At 74.9% G+C, this 17,221-nt stretch carries 20 protein-coding genes; 10 read left to right on the top strand and 10 right to left on the bottom strand.

The features are described 5' to 3' along the window. The first annotated feature begins 204 nt into the window (after window positions 1-204). From PKA89_RS17800 to PKA89_RS17810, 3 genes are all read left to right on the top strand, one after another. A complete protein-coding gene (locus PKA89_RS17800; protein WP_324421784.1) occupies window positions 205-567 on the top strand; it encodes a DUF2200 domain-containing protein in 363 nt (120 codons plus the stop codon). 104 nt (window positions 568-671) lie between these two features. Then, on the top strand, window positions 672-2,528 hold the full coding sequence (gene lepA, locus PKA89_RS17805) for a translation elongation factor 4 (RefSeq protein WP_324421786.1): 1,857 nt from the start codon (window positions 672-674) through the stop codon (window positions 2,526-2,528). Beyond that, window positions 2,525-3,727, top strand: coding sequence for an MFS transporter (locus tag PKA89_RS17810; protein ID WP_324421788.1), 1,203 nt, complete (start codon window positions 2,525-2,527; stop codon window positions 3,725-3,727). The genes lepA and PKA89_RS17810 overlap by 4 nt, the downstream gene beginning before the upstream one ends. Here PKA89_RS17810 and PKA89_RS17815 read toward each other — a convergent pair. The 4 genes from PKA89_RS17815 to PKA89_RS17830 all read right to left on the bottom strand — a co-directional run bounded on the left by PKA89_RS17815 (window position 3,724) and on the right by PKA89_RS17830 (window position 7,080). Then, window positions 3,724-5,076, bottom strand: coding sequence for an ATP-binding protein (locus tag PKA89_RS17815; protein ID WP_324421791.1), 1,353 nt, complete (start codon window positions 5,074-5,076; stop codon window positions 3,724-3,726). The two genes, PKA89_RS17810 and PKA89_RS17815, sit on opposite strands and share 4 nt — an antisense overlap. Beyond that, a complete protein-coding gene (locus PKA89_RS17820) occupies window positions 5,063-5,689 on the bottom strand; it encodes a response regulator transcription factor (protein WP_324421793.1) in 627 nt (208 codons plus the stop codon). Before PKA89_RS17820 ends, PKA89_RS17815 begins: the two co-directional genes overlap by 14 nt. Then, the gene (locus tag PKA89_RS17825) at window positions 5,635-6,393 is read right to left on the bottom strand and encodes a hypothetical protein (protein ID WP_324421795.1); all 759 of its coding nucleotides are present in this window, start codon (window positions 6,391-6,393) and stop codon (window positions 5,635-5,637) included. Before PKA89_RS17825 ends, PKA89_RS17820 begins: the two co-directional genes overlap by 55 nt. Before the next feature lie 105 nt (window positions 6,394-6,498). Then, a complete protein-coding gene (locus PKA89_RS17830) occupies window positions 6,499-7,080 on the bottom strand; it encodes an NUDIX domain-containing protein (protein WP_324421797.1) in 582 nt (193 codons plus the stop codon). A gap of 51 nt (window positions 7,081-7,131) precedes the next feature. Between PKA89_RS17830 and PKA89_RS17835 the strand changes: the two genes are divergently transcribed. Continuing rightward, window positions 7,132-7,602 (top strand): hotdog fold domain-containing protein, encoded by a 471-nt coding sequence (locus tag PKA89_RS17835; protein WP_324421799.1) that lies wholly within the window; start codon window positions 7,132-7,134, stop codon window positions 7,600-7,602. Window positions 7,603-7,612: 10 nt separating this feature from the next. On the opposite strand, the gene PKA89_RS17840 is transcribed toward PKA89_RS17835, so the two are convergent. Further along, window positions 7,613-8,395: a tyrosine-protein phosphatase gene (locus PKA89_RS17840; protein WP_324421801.1), complete on the bottom strand. Its 783-nt coding sequence runs from the start codon at window positions 8,393-8,395 to the stop codon at window positions 7,613-7,615. 79 nt (window positions 8,396-8,474) lie between these two features. Between PKA89_RS17840 and hemW the strand changes: the two genes are divergently transcribed. Then, a complete protein-coding gene (hemW, locus tag PKA89_RS17845) occupies window positions 8,475-9,710 on the top strand; it encodes a radical SAM family heme chaperone HemW (protein ID WP_324421803.1) in 1,236 nt (411 codons plus the stop codon). Window positions 9,711-9,738: 28 nt separating this feature from the next. Here the strand turns inward: hemW and PKA89_RS17850 are convergent, their stop codons facing one another. Continuing rightward, window positions 9,739-10,305: a DUF4870 domain-containing protein gene (locus PKA89_RS17850; protein ID WP_324421805.1), complete on the bottom strand. Its 567-nt coding sequence runs from the start codon at window positions 10,303-10,305 to the stop codon at window positions 9,739-9,741. A gap of 147 nt (window positions 10,306-10,452) precedes the next feature. Between PKA89_RS17850 and PKA89_RS17855 the strand changes: the two genes are divergently transcribed. Then, the gene (locus PKA89_RS17855; RefSeq protein WP_324421807.1) at window positions 10,453-10,764 is read left to right on the top strand and encodes a TfoX/Sxy family protein; all 312 of its coding nucleotides are present in this window, start codon (window positions 10,453-10,455) and stop codon (window positions 10,762-10,764) included. Here PKA89_RS17855 and PKA89_RS17860 read toward each other — a convergent pair. Continuing rightward, window positions 10,761-11,636 carry a DUF3097 domain-containing protein gene (locus PKA89_RS17860; protein WP_324421809.1) on the bottom strand — a complete coding sequence of 292 codons (876 nt, stop codon included), beginning with the start codon at window positions 11,634-11,636 and terminating at the stop codon, window positions 10,761-10,763. The two genes, PKA89_RS17855 and PKA89_RS17860, sit on opposite strands and share 4 nt — an antisense overlap. A 166-nt stretch (window positions 11,637-11,802) precedes the next feature. Between PKA89_RS17860 and hrcA the strand changes: the two genes are divergently transcribed. From hrcA to PKA89_RS17875, 3 genes are read left to right on the top strand one after another with little or no spacing between them, the layout of a single operon-like run. Continuing rightward, window positions 11,803-12,834 (top strand): heat-inducible transcriptional repressor HrcA, encoded by a 1,032-nt coding sequence (gene hrcA / locus PKA89_RS17865; RefSeq protein ID WP_324421811.1) that lies wholly within the window; start codon window positions 11,803-11,805, stop codon window positions 12,832-12,834. Between the two features lie 43 nt (window positions 12,835-12,877). Beyond that, on the top strand, window positions 12,878-14,005 hold the full coding sequence (dnaJ, locus tag PKA89_RS17870; RefSeq protein WP_324421813.1) for a molecular chaperone DnaJ: 1,128 nt from the start codon (window positions 12,878-12,880) through the stop codon (window positions 14,003-14,005). A 12-nt stretch (window positions 14,006-14,017) separates the two neighbouring features. Then, on the top strand, window positions 14,018-14,761 hold the full coding sequence (locus tag PKA89_RS17875) for a 16S rRNA (uracil(1498)-N(3))-methyltransferase (protein ID WP_324421815.1): 744 nt from the start codon (window positions 14,018-14,020) through the stop codon (window positions 14,759-14,761). Window positions 14,762-14,770: 9 nt separating this feature from the next. Here PKA89_RS17875 and PKA89_RS17880 read toward each other — a convergent pair whose 3' ends face one another. Both PKA89_RS17880 and PKA89_RS17885 read right to left on the bottom strand, forming a co-directional pair. Continuing rightward, window positions 14,771-15,850 (bottom strand): Gmad2 immunoglobulin-like domain-containing protein, encoded by a 1,080-nt coding sequence (locus PKA89_RS17880; protein ID WP_324421817.1) that lies wholly within the window; start codon window positions 15,848-15,850, stop codon window positions 14,771-14,773. Continuing rightward, window positions 15,850-16,359, bottom strand: coding sequence for a SigE family RNA polymerase sigma factor (locus PKA89_RS17885; protein WP_324421819.1), 510 nt, complete (start codon window positions 16,357-16,359; stop codon window positions 15,850-15,852). Before PKA89_RS17885 ends, PKA89_RS17880 begins: the two co-directional genes overlap by 1 nt. A gap of 90 nt (window positions 16,360-16,449) precedes the next feature. On the opposite strand from PKA89_RS17885, the gene PKA89_RS17890 reads away from it, so the two are divergent. Beyond that, window positions 16,450-16,737 carry a DUF1905 domain-containing protein gene (locus PKA89_RS17890; protein ID WP_324421821.1) on the top strand — a complete coding sequence of 96 codons (288 nt, stop codon included), beginning with the start codon at window positions 16,450-16,452 and terminating at the stop codon, window positions 16,735-16,737. Window positions 16,738-16,741: 4 nt separating this feature from the next. Here the strand turns inward: PKA89_RS17890 and PKA89_RS17895 are convergent, their stop codons facing one another. Continuing rightward, window positions 16,742-17,179 (bottom strand): VOC family protein, encoded by a 438-nt coding sequence (locus PKA89_RS17895; protein ID WP_324421823.1) that lies wholly within the window; start codon window positions 17,177-17,179, stop codon window positions 16,742-16,744. Window positions 17,180-17,221 lie beyond the last annotated feature (42 nt).

Below are 17,221 nucleotides of genomic sequence, written 5' to 3' on the forward strand. Positions count from 1 at the left end.
GGGGCGGCAGGGCGTGGATGAGGTGAGCTGGGATTGCCGGGGTGTCACCGGCGCGCCGGGGTGGTGTGGCACGGCGGCGAGGCGAGGGCACGGCGGCGCAGCGACGGCACGGCGGCGAGGCGAGGCGAGGGGCTGCCGGAGGACACGCGGCCACTGCGCGCCCGACCCTGGCGACCGGTCCGTCCCGCCACCTACGCTGGCGACGTGCCCGGCCACCGCATCTTCGCCACGCCCTTCGCGAGCATCTACCCGCACTACGTCGCGAAGGCCGAGCGCAAGGGTCACACCAGGGGCGAGGTCGACACGGTCATCGGCTGGCTCACCGGCTACGACGAGGCAGGGCTCGAGCGCGCGGTCGCCGACGAGGTCGACCTCGAGACCTTCTTCGCCGACGCCCCGGCGATGACGCCGAACGCCGCGCTCATCAAAGGCACGATCTGCGGCTACAAGGTCCAGGAGATCGAGGACCCGCTGATGCAGAAGATCCGGTGGATCGACCTCCTCGTCGACGAGGTGGCGCGGGGCAAGAAGATGTCGTCCATCCTGCGCGGGGGCGACGCGGCCTGAGCGCCGGCCCGGCACCGGCCGATCGGGTTCGGGGGAGCGCCGCCGGCGTGGGAGACTGGTCCGCAGTGCCCTGACCACCACCGACCGCAAGGAACCGCGCACCCGTGTCACCCCGCGCCCGCACCGTGCTGCAGCCGCACGCGACGCCGCCGGAGGCGATCCGCAACTTCTGCATCATCGCCCACATCGACCACGGCAAGTCGACCCTCGCCGACCGGATACTCCAGATCACCGGGGTGGTCGACGACCGCGCGATGCGCGCGCAGTACCTCGACCGGATGGACATCGAGCGCGAGCGCGGCATCACGATCAAGTCCCAGGCCGTCCGGATGCCGTGGGAGGTCGACGGCGCGAGCCACGTGCTCAACATGATCGACACCCCGGGCCACGTCGACTTCACCTACGAGGTCTCCCGCAGCCTCGCGGCGTGCGAGGGCGCGGTCCTCCTCGTCGATGCGGCCCAGGGCATCGAGGCCCAGACCCTCGCGAACCTCTACCTCGCGATGGAGAACGACCTCACGATCATCCCGGTGCTCAACAAGATCGACCTGCCGGCCGCCCAGCCGGAGAAGTACGCCGAGGAGCTCGCCGGGCTCATCGGCTGCGAGCCCGAGGACTGCTTCCAGGTCTCCGGCAAGACCGGCGTCGGTGTCGAGCCGCTGCTCGACGCCATCGTCGCCCAGGTCCCGCACCCGACCGGCGACGCCGACGCCCCGGCGCGCGCCATGATCTTCGACTCGGTCTACGACACCTACCGCGGCGTCGTCACCTACGTCCGGGTCGTCGACGGCAACCTCAACCCGCGCGAGCGCATCGTCATGATGTCGACCAAGGCGCACCACGAGCTGCTCGAGATCGGCGTCATCAGCCCGGAACCGTTGCCCGGCAAGGGACTCGGCGTCGGCGAGGTCGGCTACCTCATCACCGGCGTGAAGGACGTGCGCCAGTCCAAGGTCGGCGACACGGTGACCAACGCGGCCAAGCCGGCGACCGACGCGCTCGGCGGCTACCGCGACCCCAAGCCGATGGTGTTCTCCGGCCTCTTCCCGCTCGACGGCTCCGACTACCCGGACCTGCGCGACGCCCTCGACAAGCTCAAGCTCAACGACGCCGCGCTCGTCTACGAGCCGGAGACCTCGGTCGCGCTCGGCTTCGGCTTCCGCTGCGGCTTCCTCGGCCTGCTGCACCTCGAGATCGTCCGCGAGCGGCTCGAGCGCGAGTTCGACCTCGAGCTCATCTCGACCCAGCCCAACGTCGTCTACGACGTGACGATGGACGACGGCACGCGGGTCACCGTGACCAACCCCAGCGAGTTCCCCGGCGGCAAGATCGCCGAGGTCCGCGAGCCCAAGGTGCGCACCACGATCCTCGCGCCGAGCGAGTTCATCGGCGCGATCATGGAGCTCTGCCAGGGCAAGCGCGGCACGCTCCTGGGGATGGACTATTTGTCGGAGGACCGCGTCGAGATGCGTTACACGCTGCCGCTCGCCGAGGTCGTCTTCGACTTCTTCGACCAGCTGAAGTCGCGCACCCGCGGCTACGCGAGCCTCGACTACGAGCCCGACGGCGACCAGGTGGCCGACCTCGTCAAGGTCGACATCCTCCTCCAGGGCGAGACCGTCGACGCGTTCTCGGCGATCGTCCACAAGGACAAGGCGTACGGGTACGGCCTGATGATGGCCGGCAAGCTCAAGGAGCTCATCCCGCGCCAGCAGTTCGAGGTGCCGATCCAGGCGGCCGTCGGTGCCCGGGTCATCGCCCGCGAGAACATCCGCGCCATCCGCAAGGACGTCCTCGCCAAGTGCTACGGCGGCGACATCAGCCGCAAGCGCAAGCTGCTCGAGAAGCAGAAGGCCGGCAAGAAGCGGATGAAGAACATCGGGTCGGTCGAGGTGCCGCCCGAGGCCTTCATCGCGGCGCTGACCTCCGACGGAGCGGGCGCGCAGGCCACGAAGAAGTGACCGCGACCGCCGGGTCGGGCTTCCTCGCCGGCCACCGTCGCGCCCTGCTCGTCCCCACCGCGGCCCTCCTGTGGGGGACCCAGTTCGCCTTCCTCAACCCGGCGATCGGCATCATCCTCGTCTCGCTCTACGGGGCGTCGGCGACCGAGGTCGGGTTCGCGCTCGCCGCCTACAACGTCAGCGGCTTCGTGTCCACGCTCGTCGTGCCGACCCGGGCCGACCGCTCGGGCGACTACCTGCGGCCGCTGCTCTGGTGCGGCGGCTTCACGATCGCCCTGACGACCGCGCTGGCCCTCGCCACGACCCTGCCGATGGCGGTGCTCGCGCTCGTCGCGCTCGGCGGCCCGGCCGGCATCGCCATCGGGCTGATCTTCGCCCACCAGCGGTACACCGGGGCAGGGGTGCGGCAGATCATGCGCACCCGGGCGGTGTTCTCGTTCGCGTGGGTCGGTGGGCCGCCGTTCGCGGCGTTCCTCATGGGCGTCCTCGGGCACCGGTCGGTGCTCTGGGTGGTCGCGGGGCTCGGCGTGCTCGGGCTGGGCCTGACCCGGGTGATGATGCACGCGCACGCAACCTCGCCGCACGCGCGCCGGACCCCACCGGCCGGGGACCGGATGGCGGTGGCGCTGCGCCGCCCGGACGTCCTCGTCCTCCTCGCGACGTTCGTCGCGCTCGGCGCCGCGCTGCAGGCCGCCGTCTCGGCGCTGCCCCTGCTCGTCACCGGTGAGCTCGGGCTCGACCTCGAGTGGAGCGGTGTGGCGCTCGGCACCTGCGCGGCTCTCGAGATCCCGATCCTCGTCGTCCTCGGTCGGGTGACGACCCGGTTCGGCCCGCGTCGCGTGGTGGCGGTCGGCTGCCTCGCCGGCCTGCTCTACTACGCGCTGGTCACTCTCGCCGCCTCGCCGGTGGTGCTCGTCGTCGGGCAGCTGCCGAACGCGGTGTTCATCGCGACGATGTCCGGCGTGGGGCTCACGCTCTTCCAGGACGTCCTCGGCCGCCCGGGCCTGGCCAGCTCGCTCTTCATGAACACCACCCGGGTCGGCGCCATCGTCGCCGGGCCGGTCATCGCGGTCGGCGGCACAAGCGCCCTCGGCTACGCCGGTGTCTTCGCCGGCTGCGGCGTGCTCACGCTGCTCGGCCTGGTCGTGCTGGTGCTCGGGCGGTTCCGCGCCGTCGCCGCCCGCTCGCGCCGCGCCTAGGACTCACCGGGGACGACGTCGGTGGGCCAGGTGGCCGGGATGCGGGCCGACAGCCGGGTCCCGCCCCCGTCGCGGTCGCCGACCTCGAGGTGGCCCCCGAGGTCGGCGAGGTGGTCGCGCAGGAGTGTGAGCCCGACGTGGCCCTCCTCGGCCGGTCGCCCCTCGACCATCCCGCGGCCGTCGTCCTCGACCGTGACGTGCACGGTGTCGTCCTCGTGCCGGACGGCCACCCGGGCCGTCGGTGCCTCGGCGTGGGCCAGCACGTTGCGCAGCCCCTCCTGGAGGACCCGGTAGGCGACCCGGGCGACGTCGGTGCTCCACGTCGCGTCCGTCGGGACCTCCACCGTCACCGCCGTGCCGGCCCTCCGGGCCCGCTCGGCGAGGTCCTCGGCCGCGTCGTGCAGTCCCCGCCCGGACAGCGTCGGGGGGTGGATGTCGACGAGCAGCGACCGCAGGGCCTCGACGTCGCGCGCGAGGATGGTGCTCGCCTCGCCGACCGTGGCCCGGGCCGGGGCGGCCTCGGGGGTGTCGGGCAGGTGCGCGGCGACGACCGGCATCGCGTAGCGCAGCCCGGCCAGGTCCTGGACGACGCCGTCGTGGAGGTCCCGGGCGATGCGCAGCCGCTCGCGGTCCGTGGCGCGCAGGGAGTGGCGCAGCAGCCGGGCGCGGTGCTGCTCGCCGCGCTCGACCCGTCGAGCCAGCCCGACGGCGAGCGGCACCATGACGAGCATGTAGAGCAGGAGGACGCCCAGGGTCACCGGGAGCAGCTGGCCGAGGATGCCCCACTGGTTCGAGCGCATCTCCGCGGTCGAGAGGTAGGCCTCGACGACGAGGGGCGCCCCATCGGCGTCGAAGGTGCCGGCGTACACCTCGAGGAGCTCGCCCTCGGGCCGCTCCTGGACGTTCTCCTCCTTCTCGAGGTCGGACAGGTCGGCCACGACGTCGCGGGTGCCGAACAGGGCGAGCTCGTCGGGGCCGAGGTCGAAGTGCCGCCCGGTGATGCCCTCCTCGTCGCTCCACAGCACCCGTTCGTCGCTCGTCCACAGCTTGACGTGGGCGAGGGACGCGTCGGCCATCCGCGCCCGCAGGACCTCGTCGACGTGGCCGAGGGCGTCGGGGTCCCCGGCCCGGACCGCCGAGTCGACGAGCGGGGCCGCGACGGCGTTGGCGATGGTCGAGCCGCGCAGCCGTGCCTCGTGCAGCGCGGACTCCTCGGCGATCCGCGAGGTGACCACGACCGCGCCGACGCCGAGGACGACGAGCGCCACCGCGCTCAGCGCGACGAAGCGCCGGACCGCCGTGCCGACCACGCCGGTGCGGACCGGGGGTGGCGGGTCAGTCGCGGCCATCGAGCAGGCCCCGGCGGGTCGCCAGCGCGACGGCCTCCAGCTGCGAGTGCGCGCCGAGCTTGCCGAGGATGGTGGACACGTAGCCGCGACAGGTGTGCCGGGAGATGCCCAGCCGCCGGGCGATGCCGGCCGTGTCCGTCCCCTCGGCGAGCAGCTGGAGGACCTGCCGCTCGCGCGCGGTGAGCGACACCGCGGCTGAGCGGTCGCGCCGCCCGTCGAGCAGCCGGCGCAGCAGCGAGGGGTGCACGTGGAACCCGTCCCCGTCCTGCTCGCTGCGCAGCGCGCCGAGGAGGTCCTCCAGCGAGCCGTCCTTGGGGAGCAGGGCGCGGGCGCCGGCGTCCACGGCGCGCTGCAGCAGCGGTTCGGTGGCGAACGCGGTGAGGACGACCACCCGCACCTGCGGGAGCCGCGCGGTGAGCGAGGCGGTCGCGTGCAGGCCGTCCCCGTTGCCGATCTTGACGTCCATGACGACCGCGTCCGGTCGCTCGGCCTCGACGAGCGCGAGGCCGTCCTCGACGGTGTGCGCGGCCCCGACGCACACGAGGTCCGGCTCGGCGTCTATCGCGCGGGCGAGGAGGTCGGTGAAGGTGCGGTGGTCGTCGACGACGACCACGCGGACCACGTCCGACCGCTGCGCACCCTGCTCGTCCGCCACGGGACCAGTGTGCGGGAGGGTGCGGCCGGCGTCAGGGGAATCGTGGAGCGGAGCCGCAGCCCGCCGTCGCCCCCGCCGGAGCCACCCGTCCCGGGGCGCGCGGGATGGGCGGCGGCGACCACCGCGCCCGCACCCGGCACGCGGGCGAGGAGGTCGTTCGCCAGCTCGTGGTCGTGCAGGGCGGTGGCCGCGGCGGCGGCGCGCACGAGCGCGTCGCGCAGGGCCGCCTCGTGCGCCTCGCGGGCGCGGACCGCCCAGGGCGCCTGCCCCTCGCTGGCGAGCAGCGCACCGCCGAACGAGCGCAGCGCCCGCAGGGTGAGGGCGAGCGTCGTGCTCGGTCCGGTGCGGGCCGCCCGGTCCAGCAGCCGCCGGGCGACCACGTGGTCGACGACGGCCCAGCCCGGTGCCAGCCGCCAGCCCGACTCGTCGGCGACGACGAGACCCGGTTCGTCGAGGGCCTCGGCGAGGGCGGCGGCGTCGGCGCGGAGACGCTCCATCGGCCCGAGGTCGGCGACGAGGTCGTGCTCGCGCACCGGCGCGCCGTCGACGAGCGCCAGGCGGCCGAGCAGCCGGCGCGCCCGGGGGCCGCCGAGGGCATCGCCGGTCAGCCCGCCCGTGGGGGTGACCACGGTCGTCGTGCCGCACAGGCGGACCTCGGGCATCGCGGCCTCGTGGGGTCGGTCGGCGCCCGTCGGGCGACGGGTCACGTCCATCGTCGGTCGGTGGCCGTCGGACCGGTACCCGCAGATGCGCGGCCGCGTACCCCCTCAGATGAGGGGGTCGACCGGCAGGCTCGACTCGTCGACCCCGGGCGCCCGCACCGGCGCGTCGGCCCACCGGCTGGGGTCGTCGGCCAGCTCGACGAGGGCCCGCAGGTCGGCCGGCCACACCTCGTCGCCGGTGGCCTCGAGGGCGTCGAGGCCCCACCAGCGGATGTCGGCCACGGTGAGCCGCTCCTCCTCGGTGTGCCCGGTGGTGTCGACCTCGAACGCGGGGACCCGTACCCGGAAGAACACCTCGGTCTGGTCGACGACCTTGTCGCTGAAGCCGTGCAGGACCATCCGCTCGAGCAGCGGTCCGTCGACGTCGCCCGCCGCGACGACGAGGCCGGTCTCCTCGGCGAGCTCGCGGACGGCCGCCTCCACGTCCGCCTCGCCCGGGTCCACGCCGCCGCCCGGGGTCGACCACCAGTGGGCGACCGGGTCGAGGCCGAGGTCGGAGTCGAGGATGAGCAGCAGCCGCTCGTCCTCGTCCTGGAGCAGGACGCGGACGGCGCGACGCTCGAACCGCGGCCGGTCCTGCGGGGCGGGGACGACGAACCCGGGCTGCCCGGGGAGCGGGGAGGTCACCTGCCTCACGCTAACCGGCGCCGGTCGCTACCGGCGGGTAACATCCGGGGCGTGCCCGACACCGCTGCGCTCTACCGCCGTCTCGCCGCCCGCCCCCTCGGCAAGGAGGCCTTCTCGGCGCTCTTCGCCCTCAGGGCGCCGTACTTCCGCACCGTGCGCCCGCGGGTGCGCGAGATGGGGCCGCACCACGCCGCCCTGACCGTCGCGAAGCGGTGGGGCGTGCAGAACCACCTCGGCACGGTGCACGCCATCGCCGTGTGCAACGGGCTCGAGGCGGCGATGGGCCTGCTCGCCGAGGCGACGACGCCGCCGACCCACCGGTGGATCCCCAAGGGCATGGAGGTCCGCTACCTCGCGAAGTCGACCACCGACCTGCTGTGCACCGCCGACACGACCTCGGCCGACTGGGCGGTCGGCGCCGCGGGGGACGTGCCCGTGTCGGTGCGCGCCGTGCGCACCGACGGCACGGTGGTCGTCGAGGGCACGATCACCATCTACGTGAGCGAACGACCCTCTCGCTGAACGCCATCCGTCAAGGACGGGTGAGCCGCAGCCGCAGGCGCTCGACGTCGTCGGCGCTCCAGCCGTGGTCGCCCAGCCAGCCCGGCGCGCCACCCCAGCCGTCGTCGACGGCCTCGAGGATGGTCGTCATCGTCTCCGCCCGCGGCGTCTGGTCGGCGACCGCCTGGCCCCGGAGCGCCGGGCCCTGGGAGTCGGTGCGCGCGATGCGCTCGATGATCTGCTCGATGCGCTCGGCGGACAGCACGTAGTCGGCGACGATCTCCTCGCGCGGGACGCCGGCGACGTCGAGGGCCATCGCGACGACCGTGCCGGTGCGGTCCTTGCCCGCGGCGCAGTGCACGACCGCGGCGCCACGCGCGTCGGCCACGGCCCGCAGCGCCGCGGACACGGAGTCGGGTCGCTTGGCGAGGTAGCCGAGGTAGTGGGTCGACCAGAAGTCGGCGTCGCGGACGACACGGTCCGGGGGCGGCAGGGCGAGGGCCCGGGCGGCCACGTCGTCGGCCGACTCCGCCGGGCGCGGCGGCAGCAACGAGTGGTGGTGGTGGGTGAGGCTCTCGACCCGGCGCAGCGGCCCGTCGCCCTCGAGGTGCAGCTCGGTCTCGGTGCGCAGGTCGACGACGTCGGTGACGCCGAGGTCGCGGACGAGGCGGTCGACGTCGGCCTCGGTGAGGTCCTGGAGGTTGTCCGAGCGGATGAGCCGGCGCGGCACGACACGGCCGCCGTCACGGGTCGGCAGGCCGCCGAGGTCGCGCATGTTGGCGAGCCCGTCGAGGTCGATCCAGCGCTCCGGCATCCGGTCATCGTAGGAGGCGACCGATGACCGGCCGGGGGCGGGGGAGCGGCCGGTGGACGACGTCGGCGAGACTGGTGGGGTGCCCCGACTGCCCGACGGCGACCCCGCGCCGCCCTCCGGCGAGCTGCCGCCCGGCGCCCTGGACCGGCTCGCCGAGGGCCGGCTCGCCGAGGGCCGGCTCGGCGTCTACCTCCACGTGCCGTTCTGCTCGGTGCGGTGCGGGTACTGCGACTTCAACACGTACACGCTGACCGAGCTCGGCCCGGGCGCCTCGACGGCCGACTTCGCGGACACCGCCCTGGCCGAGCTCGACCTCGCGGCGCGGGTCGTCGGCGACGCCGCGCCCCCGGTCGCCACGGTCTTCGTCGGCGGTGGCACCCCGACGCTGCTCCCACCGGCGGACCTCGTGCGGATGCTCGACGGCGTCCGCGAGCGCTTCGGACTCGCCGACGACGCCGAGGTGACCACCGAGGCCAACCCCGACTCGGTGACCCCCGCCGGGCTCGCCGAGCTCGCGGCCGGCGGCTTCACCCGGGTGAGCATCGGGATGCAGAGCGCGGTCCCGCACGTGCTCGCCACCCTCGACCGCACCCACGACCCGGCACGCGTCGGGCTGGCGGTGGCGGCGGCCCGGGACGCCGGCCTCGCGACGAGCCTGGACCTCATCTACGGCACGCCGGGGGAGTCCCTCGACGACTGGCGCACGAGCCTGGAGACCGCGCTCGCCCTCGAGCCCGACCACGTCTCGGCCTACGCGCTCGTCGTCGAGGAGGGCACCCGGATGGCGCGGCAGGTCGCCCGCGGCGAGCTGCCCGCGCCGACCGGCGACGACGAGGCCGACAAGTACGAGCTCGCGGACGCGCTCCTCGCGGCGGCCGGCTACGACTGGTACGAGGTGAGCAACTGGGCCCGGACCCCGGCCGACCGCTGCCGCCACAACGAGGGGTACTGGCGCGGCGACGCGTGGTGGGGCGTCGGGCCCGGCGCCCACGGGCACGTCGGCGGGGTGCGCTGGTGGAACGTCAAGCACCCGCGGGTGTACGCGGCGCGGCTCGCGGCGGGGGAGTCCCCGGCGGCCGGCCGGGAGGTGCTGACGGCCGAGCAGCGCCGGGACGAGGAGGTGCTCCTCGGGGTGCGGCTGCGCGAGGGGCTGGACCTCGCGCGTCTCGACGACGTGGGCCGCACGGCCGTCGCCGGGTTGGTCGCCGACGGCCTGCTCGAGGGTGCGGCGGCGGTCCGCGACCGTCGGGCCGTGCTCACCCTGCGGGGCCGCCTGCTCGCCGACACGGTCGTGCGCCGGCTGCTCGGGTCCTGACGGACCGGCAGCCGGCGCACGCGTCGGGTCAGCGGACGAACTTCGGGACCAGCGGCGGGTCCCACCACTCGCCGTTGTTGGCCTTGACCGCACCGATGATGTGCATGACCAGCGCCCAGATGCCGACGACGAAGATCGTCACGAAGCCGACGAGCACGAGCATGAGCACGAACGAGATGACGACGCCGATGGCGGTCGTGATCTGGATGTTCAGCGAGTTCGCCGAGTGCGCCCGGACGAACGGCCCGCGGTCCTTGTACAGCAGGTAGATGATCAGGCTGCCGACGAAGCCGAGCACGCCGGAGGTGACGACCATCGCCACCGCGCCGATGACGTGGCTGAGCATCGCCCACTGCTTCTCCTCCTGCGGGGAGATCGGGGTCGGCGCGGCCGGGGCGGGGTAGGGCTGCTGGTACTGGGGCTGCTGGTACTGCGACTGCTGGTACTGCGGTGCCGCGTACTGCTGCTCGGGAGCCGCGTACTGGGCGCCCGGCGGCGGTGGCGGGGCCTGCTCGGACACGGCCGGGGCCTCGGGGGCGGGCGGGGGCTCGGGGGTGCCCTGCGGGGCGTCGTCGCGAGGGGTGTTCTCGCTCATCTCTCCTCCTTGGAGTGGGTCTGGTCCCATCGAACACCCGACGCGGGGCGGACGCACGGGGTTCCGGGGGCATGTCGGGGACGGCTTCGGGGTCGGTTCAGGGCCGACCCCTAGGCGAGCCGGCCGCGCGCGGCCAGACTGGGCCCCATGGAGCTCGTCGACCGGGTGCGTGCGGTGCTCCCGCCCGCCGAGGAGAAGCGGATGTTCGGCGGCGTCGGCTTCATGGTCGAGGGCGCGCTCGCCTGTTCGCTCAGCCCGCGGGGGCTGCTCGTGCGCACCGGTCCGGACCGCTTCCCCGAGCTCGTCGCCCGGCCGGGGGCCGAGCCGATGCGGATGGCCGGCCGCGCGAGCCGGGGCTGGGTCGAGGTCTCCCTCGAGGTCCTGGCGGACGAGGCCGTCCTGCGGGACTGGCTCGCGGTCGCCGTCGCCGCGGCGCGCGAGGTCGGCGGAAGTCGCTAGGCCGGGGCGGTCACGAAGTCGATGAGCTCCTCGACCCGTCCGAGCAGCTCGGGCTCGAGGTCGGTCCACGAACCCACCGACGCGAGGATGCGCCGCCACGCCCGCGCCATGTCGGCCTGGGTCTCGTGCGGCCAGCCGAGGTGGGCGGCGATGCCGTGCTTCCACGAGGTGCCCCGCGGGACCACCGGCCAGGCGTCCATCCCGAGCCGCCCGGGGCGCACGGACTGCCACACGTCGACATAGGGGTGCCCGACGACGAGCACGTGCTCGGACCACGGGCGCAGGGCTCGCGCCTCCTCGACGACCCGCCACTCCTTGGTGCCGGGGACGAGGTGGTCGACGAGCACGCCCATCCGTCGCCCGGGGCCGGGCGCGAAGTCACGGATGGCCCCGGCGAGGTCGTCGACGCCGTCGAGCATCTCGACGACGACGCCCTCGACCCGCAGGTCGTCACCCCACACCTTCTCGACGAGCTCGGCGTCGTGCTTGCCCTCGACGAAGATCCGCGAGCCCGCGGCGACCCGGGCGCGCTGCCCGCGGACCGCCACCGACCCGCTCGCCGTCCGCGACCCGGCCGCCCGGGCGGTCTCCAGCCGGCGCGACTCCGCGTCCCGCGGCGGGACGAGGGTGACCGGCGAGCCGTCGACGAGGAAGCCCGGGCCGAGCCGGAAGCCCTTGACCCGGCCGCGCCGGTCCTCGAGGTGCACGACGTGGAGGCCACCGGCCTTCTCGACGCGGACGACCGCCCCGCACCAGCCGGTCTCGACGTCCTCGACGACCGTGCCGGGCTCGGCGGGCAGCTCGACCGACCGGCCGCGCGCGGGACGCCGCCAGTCGCCGGAGAGCACGTCGGAGCCGTACCTGTCCACCACGGCGGCGAGGCTAGCCGGGGGAGGCATCGCGGGCGGGGAGCGGCACGCGGTCCGTGCTCCCGGCTTTCGCGCCGCGCCCGGAGTCGACGTAGGATTGGCACTCGGACGGCGAGAGTGCCAACCCCGCCGCCCGCCCGATCCGACGAGCGCAGCGGAGGTGCACCCGATGAGCGAGGACCGGCGGCTGCGCGTGCTGCGCGCCATCGTCCAGGACTACGTCCACACGTCCGAGCCGGTCGGCTCCAAGGCGCTGCTCGAGCGCCACCACCTCGGGGTCTCGGCCGCGACCGTCCGCAACGACATGGCCGCGCTCGAGGAGGAGGGGCTCATCGCGGCCCCGCACACGAGCGCCGGGCGGGTGCCGACCGACGCCGGCTACCGGCTGTTCGTCGACCGGCTCTCCCAGATCAAGCCGATGACCGGCGCCGAGCAGCGGGCCATCGCGCACTTCCTCGAGGGCGCCGTCGACCTCGACGACGTCGTCGACCGCACGGTGCGCCTCCTCGCGTCGCTGACCCGCCAGGTCGCCGTCGTCCAGTACCCGTCGCTGTCGCGCTCCTCGGTCCGGCACGTCGAGCTGGTGCCGATCGGCGGCTCGCGGCTGCTCGTCGTCCTCATCACGACGACCGGGCGGGTCGAGCAGCGGGTCATCGACGTCGGTGCCGACCTGGGCACCGACGACGGTGAGCGCACCCTCGCGGCCCTGCGCACCGAGCTGAACACGGCGACCACCGGGCGCACGCTCGCCGACGCCGGCGCCGAGCTGTCCTCGGTGCCCGAGCGGTTCGACCCGGAGGACCGCGACGTCGTGCGCGCCGTCGTCTCCTCGCTCCAGGACTCCCTCGTCGAGGAGCGGGAGGAGCGGGTCGTCCTCGCCGGCACGGCCAACCTCGCACGGGCCGGCGCGGACTTCACCTCGAGCATCGGCCCGGTGCTCGAGTCGCTGGAGGAGCACGTCGTCCTCCTCAAGCTGCTCGGCACCGTCGCCGAGCAGGGCGGCACCCTCGCGGTGCGCATCGGGCACGAGAACCCCTACGCCGGGCTGCAGTCCACCTCGATGGTGACGACCGGCTACGGCTCCGGCGCCGACCTCGTCGCCGGCCTCGGGGTCGTCGGCCCGACCCGCATGGACTACCCGTCGACGATGGCCGCGGTGCGCGCCGTCGCCACGTACGTCTCCCGGATCCTCGCGGACTGACGCGAGCGACCCGCCACCCACGACCACGGAGGACCCCCCACCCGTGAACGACTACTACGCCGACCTCGGCGTCGCCCGCGACGCGAGCCCCGAGGACATCAAGCGCGCCTACCGGCGGGCCGCCCGCCGGCTGCACCCGGACGTCAACCCGGGGCCGGAGGCCGAGGAGCAGTTCAAGAAGGTCTCGCAGGCCTACGACGTGCTCTCCGACGCCGACAAGCGCCGGCAGTACGACATGGGGGCCGACCCGTACTCGAACGGCGCGGCGAGCTTCGGGCAGGGCTTCTCCTTCAGCGACATCATGGACGCGTTCTTCGGCGGGGCCGGGCCGGGCGCCGCCGCCGGCCCGCGCTCGCGGACCACCCGCGGCCAGGACGCGCTGGTTCGGCTCGACATCGACCTCGGGGACGCCGTGTTCGGTGGCGAGAAGGAGCTGACCATCGACACCGCGGTGGCCTGCTCGACCTGCCACGGCGACGGCCGCCAGCCCGGGACCGGCGCGCGCACCTGCGACGTCTGCGAGGGCCGCGGCGAGATCCGTCAGGTGCAGCGCAGCTTCCTCGGCCAGGTGATGACCACCCGTCCGTGCATGACCTGCCAGGGCTTCGGCCAGATCATCACCGACCCCTGCTACGAGTGCAGCGGCGACGGCCGGGTCCGGACCCGCCGCACCCTCACCCTCAAGGTCCCGGCGGGCGTCGACACCGGCACCCGCATCCAGCTGGCCGGTGAGGGCGAGGTCGGCCCGGGCGCAGGCCCGGCCGGTGACCTCTACGTCGAGGTGGCCGTGCGCCGGCACCCGGTCTTCCAGCGCCGTGGCGACGACCTCCACGCCAGCATCGAGCTGCCGATGACGGCGGCCGCGCTCGGCGCCTCCCTCTCGCTCGACACCTTCGACGGGCCGCAGGAGCTCGACGTGCGCCGCGGTACGCAGTCCGGCGACACCATCACGCTGCGCGGCCTCGGCGTCACCCACCTGCGCGGTGGCGGGCGCGGCGACGTCGTCGTGCACACCGCCGTGCAGACGCCGACCCGGCTCGACGACGAGCAGGAGGAGCTGCTCCGCCGGCTCGCGGTGGCCCGCGGCGAGGAGCGCCCGCAGGGGCGGGTGGCCAATCCGGCGGAGGGTGGCCTGTTCGGCAAGCTCCGCGACGCCTTCAAGGCCCGCTGACCTCCCGGCACGATGACCCTGCCCGTCCACCTCGTGCCCGAGGGCTCGCTGGCCGGCACCCGGCCGGGGGCGCTCGTGCGCCTGGACGGCGCCGAGGGCCGGCACGCGGTCGCGGTGCGCCGCACCCGGGTCGGGGAGCGGCTCGTCCTCGCCGACGGGCTCGGCCGCTCGGTCGAGGGCGAGGTGGTCGAGGTCGGTCGCGACGTCCTCGACCTGCGCGTGGACACCGTGCGGCACGAGCCCGAGCCGTCTCCGCGGTTCGTCCTCGTCCAGGCGCTCGCCAAGGGCGACCGCGACGACCAGGCGGTCGAGGCGGCGACCGAGTGCGGGGTCGACGAGGTCGTGCCGTGGCAGGCGGCCCGCAGCATCGTCCAGTGGCGGGGAGAGCGCGGCGAGAAGGCACGCGGCAAGTGGGACGCCGTCCTCGTGGCCGCGACCAAGCAGTCGCGCCGCACCCGTCGGCCGGTGCTCGCCCCGACGGCGACGACGCCCGACCTCGTGGCGCGGGCCCGCGGCGGCGCCCTCGTGCTCGTCCTCCACGAGGACGCCGACGCGCCGCTGGCGGCCGTCCGGCTGCCGGAGTCCGGGGACGTGCTCGTCGTCGTCGGACCGGAGGGCGGCATCGCGCCCGAGGAGGTCGCGGCGCTCGAGGCGGCGGGCGCGCGCAGCGTGCGGCTCGGGCCCACCGTGCTGCGCGCCTCGAGCGCCGGCCCGGCCGCCCTCGCGGTGCTCAGCGCGGCGTCGCGCTGGCGCTGACGGCTCCGCTCAGCGGACCGTGAAGGGCTGGCTCGTCTCGGCCACGACGGTCGTGCCGTCGGCCATGCTGTCCTCCACGAGGTGGAGGACGTACGAGCCCGCGCCGAGACGGCCGAGCGACAGCGACCACGTCCCGCGGTCCGGCGCGCCGATGCTCGCCATCACCGAGCCCGAGCGCAGGACGGCACCGTCGCGCAGCAGCTCCCAGCGGAAGGTCGCCTCGAACGCGGAGGCCTCGCCGCGCGCGGTCACGGGACCGGCCGGCAGCACCTGCGCCCGCGTCGGGGAGGTCACCCAGAGGGACGCGAGGTCGGCGCCGTAGTCGGTACGGGCCGCGGGTCGGTCGTAGGTGCGGCTCGTCGGGAGCCCGGGGAAGAGCTCGGTGGCGCCGTCGGCGAGCACGAAACGCACCGGTGCGCTCGACCCCGCAGCGGCCTGGACGGTCCAGACGAGCTGCTGGACGCTGACCCGCTCCACGTCCGCACTGAACCCGGTCGGTCCGGCACCGCTGAGCGTGACCGTGATCCCCGACGGTGCGAGGGCCACGGCCACCAGCCGGACTCCGCCCCACGACCGCACGTAGCCGTCGGCGTGCGGCGCCTGGCCGGCGAGGGCGAGGGCGACCGCCGCCTCGGCGCGGGCGGTCGGCGTGGCGTCACGCGTCACGCCGGGCGCGTTGAGCCACTCGCGGTAGAGGCGGTACCGCCGCAGCGCGGGGTCGTTCGGGGCGACGAGGTAGACCGGGAGGGCCGCGAGGGCGGTGGCCGGCGCCGACGTGGTGGTGGCGCTGGGGGAGGGGCTCGTCGTCGGCGAGGTCGTCGCCGTGGGGGCGGGGGAGGTCGGGGTGGCGGAGGCGGTCGGTCCGGCGGGGACCGGCGCCTCGTCGGAGTGCGGCAGGTGGGCCAGCCACGCGCCGCCGACGACGGCGGCGACGGCCGCGGCGGCGAGCAGCGGCACCCAGCGGCGCGGCCGGTGCCCGGCGGCCTCGAGGACGTCCTCGAGAAGGTCGGGGGGGTCGACGAGGGAGGCCCGGTGCCGGAGCGCGCTGCGCAGCCGCTCCTCCTCGCGCGAGGTCGACATGGGGTCCATCACCGCTCCCGTCCCGCCCGCAGCGCGGCGAGGCCGCGGTGGGCGTGCGTCTTGACCGACCCGGGCGAGATGCCGAGCGCCTCGGCGATCTCGGCCTCCGGCAGGTCGAGGTAGTAGCGCAGCACGAGCACCTCTCGCTGGCGCTGCGGCAGGTGGGTCAGCGCGCGGACGAGCTCGTCGTGCTCCTCGGCGGCCACGGCCTGCTCGTCCGGCCCGGGTGGGGCGGCCGCCCGCTCGGCCGCGAGGACCGCGACGTACCGCTCGCGCACACCGCGCCGGCGCAGCGCGGAGCGCGCCCCGTTGACCACCGCGCGCCGGACGTAGGCGGCCCCCGCCGCCTCGTCGCGCAGCCGCGACCACCGGCGGTGGGCGGCCACGAAGGCGTCCTGGACGACCTCCTCGGCCTCCTGCTCGTCGTGGAGGAGCAGCCAGGCGAGGCGCACCAGGCCGCGCGCGTGCGCCGCGTACAGCTCGCCGATCGCGAGGTCCGCGTCGCTGCGCCGGTCCACGGCAGCCATTGTCACGCCCCCAAGACGCGCGGCGGGGGAGGTCGGTTGACACGCCGGCCGGTGTCGTCGCCGCCGCCTAGGGTGTGCGCCGTGGAGCTCGAGTTCTCCGGCGAGGTCGTCGAGTGGCGCGGTCCCGCACCGCACCACTTCGTCGCGCTGCCCGAGGCCGAGGCGGAGCGCGTCCACGAGGTGGCGCGGCTGGCGACCTACGGGTGGGGGTGCATCCCGGTCTCCGGCCGGCTCGGCCGCAGGGACTTCACGACCTCGCTCTTCCCGAAGGACGGCGGGTACCTGCTGCCGCTCAAGGTCGCCGTCCGGCGGCGCGAGGCCGTCGCCCTCGGCGACGTCGTCACGGTGCGGCTCGCCATCGACGTGTGAGCGGTCAGACGACGCACAGCTCGTTGCCCTCGGGGTCGGCCAGGACGACGTGGTCGAGGTGGCCCCCGGCCTCGTGCTCGGCGAGGACCGCCCCACCGGCCGCGAGCAGCCGCTCGACCGTCGCCGTGATGGCCGCCCGCCGCTCGTCGGCCGGTCGGGCCCGCCCGCCACTGACCTGGAGGTCGAGGTGCAGCCGGTTCTTGGCCGTCTTGGGCTCCGGGACCTTCAGGAAGGTGATCTGCGGACCGACGCCCTCGGGGTCGACGATGGAGGCGCCGTCGTCCCACTCGTCCTCGGGCACCTCGAAGGCCCCGAACCACTCCTCCCAGGTGGCGAAACCGGTCGTCGGCGGCGCCTCGACGTAGCCGAGCGCCTCGCGCCAGAAGGCCGCCACCCGTCGCGCGTCCGCGCAGTCCACGGTCATCGTCCACCGCACCGCCATCGACCCTCTCCCGTCCTCGGATGCACCCCATCCCACCGCGGG

Origin of the sequence: Phycicoccus sp. (assembly GCF_035325325.1) — a bacterium.
Lineage (GTDB): Bacteria > Actinomycetota > Actinomycetes > Actinomycetales > Dermatophilaceae > Phycicoccus.

What these genes read in the sequence shown, in the direction of transcription:
- PKA89_RS17850 (WP_324421805.1), bottom strand. Translation starts at nt 10,305, where the DNA reads ATGAGCGAGAACACCCCTCGCGACGACGCCCCGCAGGGCACCCCCGAG.
- PKA89_RS17840 (WP_324421801.1), bottom strand. Translation starts at nt 8,395, where the DNA reads ATGCCGGAGCGCTGGATCGACCTCGACGGGCTCGCCAACATGCGCGAC.
- PKA89_RS17825 (WP_324421795.1), bottom strand. Translation starts at nt 6,393, where the DNA reads ATGCCCGAGGTCCGCCTGTGCGGCACGACGACCGTGGTCACCCCCACG.
- PKA89_RS17880 (WP_324421817.1), bottom strand. Translation starts at nt 15,850, where the DNA reads ATGGACCCCATGTCGACCTCGCGCGAGGAGGAGCGGCTGCGCAGCGCG.
- PKA89_RS17815 (WP_324421791.1), bottom strand. Translation starts at nt 5,076, where the DNA reads ATGGCCGCGACTGACCCGCCACCCCCGGTCCGCACCGGCGTGGTCGGC.
- PKA89_RS17895 (WP_324421823.1), bottom strand. Translation starts at nt 17,179, where the DNA reads ATGGCGGTGCGGTGGACGATGACCGTGGACTGCGCGGACGCGCGACGG.
- PKA89_RS17875 (WP_324421815.1), top strand. Translation starts at nt 14,018, where the DNA reads ATGACCCTGCCCGTCCACCTCGTGCCCGAGGGCTCGCTGGCCGGCACC.
- PKA89_RS17855 (WP_324421807.1), top strand. Translation starts at nt 10,453, where the DNA reads ATGGAGCTCGTCGACCGGGTGCGTGCGGTGCTCCCGCCCGCCGAGGAG.
- hrcA (WP_324421811.1), top strand. Translation starts at nt 11,803, where the DNA reads ATGAGCGAGGACCGGCGGCTGCGCGTGCTGCGCGCCATCGTCCAGGAC.